This window comes from Candidatus Dependentiae bacterium, from assembly GCA_018266175.1.
Taxonomy (GTDB): Bacteria; Babelota; Babeliae; order Babelales; family RVW-14; genus JAFEAY01.
The window spans coordinates 1-5,152 of record JAFEAY010000023.1; the positions used below are offsets into that span (position 1 = coordinate 1).

Genomic DNA, 5,152 nt, shown 5'->3' on the forward strand with positions numbered 1-5,152 from the left:
ATGGATTTTAATTTAGACAATGCCGTAAGCTATCATTACGAACAATTTCCTCCAACCAACATCAATTATGAGTTTTTTATCCAGGAATTGATTGGGGCAACGGAAACTTTGGCTCGTTATGATCAAATGATTAAAAATCTACATAACAGTGAACTATTATTAGCTCCTCTTCGGAACCAGGAAGCGGTTTTGTCTTCCAGAATAGAGGGAACCATAAGTACAATAGATGAGATTTTGCAATATGAAGCAGATGCTGATGGCGGGCTTTCTGAGAATGCAAGAGCAGATGTAATAGAAACCATTTTATATCAAAGAGCATTGAAAAATGCCCAGTTGGCTTTGGAAGAGGGTTATAATTTCTCGCTCAGTTTCATCAAGCAAATGCATCAGCAATTGCTGTTTTTGGGTAGAGGAGCTGCAAAAACTCCAGGAGAATTCAAGAAAGAACAGAATTATTTGGCAGACCGGGCAGCTAAAAAGATACAATTTATCCCCATAAGCCCTGAGAAGTTAAATGATGGCCTACAGGAACTAATCAATTATATAGAAAACAATTCTGCTCCCGCATTGATAAAAACCGGTGTAGCTCACGTGGAGTTTGAAGCATTGCACCCATTCCAGGATGGAAATGGCAGAATTGGAAGAATGATTATCACGCTTTTGTTATGGAAATCAGGCGTTTTATCTCAACCTCATTTTTATATCAGCGGCTATTTTGAAGAGCATAAAGATGAATATATTGAAGCAATGAGAAATGTGTCTAAAAACAAAGATTGGAATGGATGGATTAAGTTTTTTCTCACTGCGGTACAGCATCAGGCAACTAAAAATTTAGATATCGCAGAACGTATCCGAAATCTATATGAAGAAATGAAAACGGAATTTTCGATATTATTGTCTTCAAAATGGAGTTTAACTGCTCTTGATTTTATTTTTACCAATCCTGTTTTCAGAAACAATAGATTTGTGAGCAATACTAAAATCCCTGTACCGACAGCCGCAGTAATGGTGAAAAAATTAGTAGAAAACGGCTATTTGGTACAAAAGGAAGAAGCTGCCGGACGACGGCCTGCGCTTTATTCCTTTGAACCTTTGATGCGATTGGTAAGAGTTTAAAAAAATCAATAATGAGCAAACAGTCCGAACAAATCTTAGAAGAGCAACTCGTTGCCCAGTTGCAAAAATTGGGATATAAATATGCATTAATACCTGATGAGAAAGCTTTACTGGCAAACTTGAAAACACAGTTAGAAAAACACAATCATATACAATTCAGCGATAGCGAATTTGAAAAAGTGTTGAATATACTCAATAAAGGTTCTGTATTTGAAAAAGCTAAAGTACTTCGTGAAAAGAAGCATCATATTATTCGGGACAATAACGATAACTTGTATTTTGAATTTCTTAATGTAGAACACTGGTGTCAAAACGAATATCAGGTCACTAATCAAATTACACAAGAAGGAAAATACAAAAACCGTTATGATGTTACCTTACTGGTGAATGGATTGCCATTAGTGCAAATCGAGCTGAAACGAAGAGGCTTGGAAATGAAAGAAGCGTTCAATCAAATCAATCGCTATCAAAAACACAGTTTCGGGGCAGGCAAAGGACTCTTTCATTTTGTTCAGTTATTTATAATCAGCAATGGTGTTAACACAAAATATTTCAGCAATTTTGGTTCGCATAAACAAGAGTTTTTGCAGACATTTCATTGGACAGATGAACAAAATAAACCTTTAAATAATATATTGAATGGGTTTACCGATTCTTTTTTAGAACCTTGCCATATCAGTAAAATGATCTGTAAATACATTGTTCTGAATGAAACCGATAAACGTCTGATGGTGCTTCGTCCTTACCAATATTATGCGGTAGAAAGTATTATTAAAAAGGTAAAAGAAAATGAAATACTGAATGGTTATAATATCGAAAAAAATGGTTACATCTGGCATACAACAGGAAGTGGTAAAACCTTAACCAGCTTTAAAGCTAGCCAAATTCTATCCAAAATTCCGGCTATCAAAAAAGTGGTTTTTGTGGTAGATAGAAAAGATTTAGACTATCAGACCAACCAGGAGTATGATAAGTTTAGTAAAGGATCAGTAAGTTCTGCAACCAATACAGACGATTTGATAAGAAAATTTAACGATACAAATGTTCGCATCATCGTTACCACTATTCAAAAGCTGAATAATGCAATTTCTGGTAGAAACTTATTAAAAATGAAATCCATTCAGCAAGAAAGAATGGTTTTTATCTTTGATGAATGCCATCGCTCTCAATTTGGTGATACCCACAAAAATATTGTCAGGTATTTTACCAACATCCAATTGTTTGGCTTTACTGGTACTCCTATTTTAGCAGAGAATGCGGATGGTGAGAAAACAACCGCAAGTCTTTTTGGGAAATGCCTTCATAAATATGTAATTACTGATGCCATACGTGATGAGAATGTATTGAAGTTTTCGGTAGAATACATTCAGACTTTTAAACAAAAAGAACATATCATTGATTTAAAAGTAGAGCAAATTAACGAAACGGAAGTTTTTGAAGCCCCTGAACGAAAGGAAGCAATAGTGGATTACATCATTCAATACCACGATCAGAAAACACAAAACAAAAAATTTTGCGCAATGATGTGTGTGCAGGATATTGATTCTGTTATTCAATACTATGAGATTTTTAAGCGTAAAAAACAAGGTGGACAGCACAATTTAAAAGTAGCAACTATTTTTAGCTTTACTCATAACGAAGAAGAAATGGAAGATGCTGTTTATTCCCAATTAGGGATGGTTGCCGAACCGCAAGCAGAATACCATATCAAGCCTCATCGTAGAGAAGTATTAAAGAAATATGCAGATGATTTTAATGAATTATTTAATGAAAAGCAGAATGTTAATGATTCAGAAGGATTTTATAATTATTACAATGCGGTAGCGAAGAAATCAAAGCAAAATGAAACGGACATTTTGTTGGTTGCCAACATGTTTTTAACAGGTTTCGACAGTAAGTATTTAAATACCTTATATGTGGATAAAAATCTGAAGTATCACGGTTTAATTCAGGCATTTAGTCGTACCAATCGTATTTTAGATAAGAATAAAACACAAGGAAATATTGTCTGTTTTCGAAACCTGAAGGACAAGACAGATGAAGCCATTGCCTTATTCAGTAACAAAGAAGCGATTGACGAAATTATAGTAGAACCATACGAAGCATATGTAGAAAAGTTTAATGAAGCAACAATAAAATTATTAGAAGTCGTTCCGGAAGTGCAATCCGTAGACGGATTATATTCGGAAGAAGAACAACTACAATTTATTTTGGCTTTCCGTACATTGTTGCGTTTGTACAAGAAAATGAGCCATTACACAGATTTTTCTTGGGAGGATTTACACATTGAAGAACAGCTTTTTGCAGATTATACCAGTAAGTATTTGGATTTAAAAGACAGACTCGATCCTACTGATCCATCTAAAAAAACGTCTATTCTCAATGATATAGATTTTGAATTGGAATTGATTAGACGGGATACCATCAATGTAACCTATATCCTTCAGTTACTGATTAAATTCAAGTCTAAACACGGTGCAAAAGACAAAGAAAGTATTGAAAAGGATATTTTCAATTTACTGAACACCGAAGTATCATTAAGAAGTAAAAGGGAATTGATTGAGAAATTTATTCAAGAATATTATCCACAAATTGAAGATCCGGAATCAATTCACGAAGAGTTTGAAAAGTTTTGGAATATAGAGCAAGAAAAAGCACTTCATGAATTAGTTAAAACAGAAAATCTTTCTAAAGAAAAAACGGAAAGATTAATAGAAAACTACTTATTTACTGAACGTGAACCTTTGCGCAAAGAAATTTTAGATTTAAGAAAAGAAGGAAGGCCCGGTATTCTAAAATCGAAAGAAACCGGTGACCGCATCTTAAATAAAATTTTAGGCTTCATTGAAACTTTTATTTTAGGAGCCGCAGGTAATTGATGTTACTTTTGAAGTAATTTAAAACAAATTTCAATGCAGTTTAGTGAGGTAATTGGGCAGAAAGAATTAAAAGCAAAGCTGGTTAAAATGATTGAAGCTAACCGGCTGAGCCATGCATTATTGTTTTTAGAAAAAGAAGGCGCCGGTGGTTTAGCGCTTGCCCGGGCTTTTGCTCAATACATAGTTTGCGAAAATGTAAATAAACAAAATACCGGAGATTCGTTGTTTGGGGATTCATTACCGGTTTTACAACCTGAGGACTCATGTGGCAAGTGTGCTTCTTGCATAAAAGCGGCCGCAATGATTCACCCTGATATACATTTTTCATTTCCTGTTATCCCTAAAAAATCTGACAGGCCTTCGGTGAGTGCTGATTTCATGGCTGAATTCAGGCAATACATGCTTGCTAATCCTTATTCAAATGAATACAACTGGTTGCAGTTTATAAATGCAGAAAATAAACAGGGCAATATTACTTCTCGCGAATGCGAGGAAATTATAAGAATTATGGGCTTAAAGAGTTTTGAAAGCGAATACAAAATTCTTATAATGTGGATGCCTGAAGCTTTAGGGAATGAAGGAAATAAACTGCTGAAACTTATTGAAGAACCTCCACCAAATACGCTTTTTATTTTTGTTGCAAGAAGCGAAGAATTGATAATCCCAACAATACTCTCTCGTGTGCAGCTGGTGAAAGTTCCACCCCTTGAAAGAGAAGAAATAAAAAATGCACTTATAAAAAGAGAAAATGCCACAGAACAACAGGCTACCGAAATTTCCGGCATAGCCGGAGGGAATTATTTTGAGGCTCTCCAACTTTTTAACCATGTTGAAGAAAACCATATTGCACAATTAAAAGTTTGGCTGAACAGTATTTTGAAAACAGGAAATTTATCACAGGTAAAAGTAATTGACGAACTCGCTAAAATGGGGCGGGAAAGGCAAAAACAATTTTTGAGGTATTTTATTCATTTAATTGAACATGCTATAAGAATGAGGGCTTTGGGAATGGAAGCGGTTGCAGATTCCGGCAACGCCGAATTAAATGACTTTGCAGCTAAATTCAACAAGTTCGCTACTATTGAGCAGCAGGAAGCAATAACAAATGAATTGGATAAATCAATTTATTATATTGAAAGAAATGCAAATGCGAAAAT

The 5,152-nt window shown here is 34.7% G+C and carries 3 protein-coding genes; all 3 read left to right on the top strand.

What is annotated here, in order from left to right; translation table 11 throughout:
• Positions 1-1,116: a Fic family protein gene (locus JST56_05795; protein ID MBS1988472.1), complete on the top strand. Its 1,116-nt coding sequence runs from the start codon at positions 1-3 to the stop codon at positions 1,114-1,116.
• Between the two features lie 11 nt (positions 1,117-1,127).
• On the top strand, positions 1,128-3,995 hold the full coding sequence (locus JST56_05800; GenBank protein MBS1988473.1) for a type I restriction endonuclease subunit R: 2,868 nt from the start codon (positions 1,128-1,130) through the stop codon (positions 3,993-3,995).
• Between the two features lie 33 nt (positions 3,996-4,028).
• The coding region (locus JST56_05805; protein MBS1988474.1) for a hypothetical protein at positions 4,029-5,152 on the top strand (1,124 nt) is incomplete at its 3' end.

What these genes read in the sequence shown, in the direction of transcription:
- JST56_05795 (MBS1988472.1), top strand. Translation starts at nt 1, where the DNA reads ATGGATTTTAATTTAGACAATGCCGTAAGCTATCATTACGAACAATTT.
- JST56_05800 (MBS1988473.1), top strand. Translation starts at nt 1,128, where the DNA reads ATGAGCAAACAGTCCGAACAAATCTTAGAAGAGCAACTCGTTGCCCAG.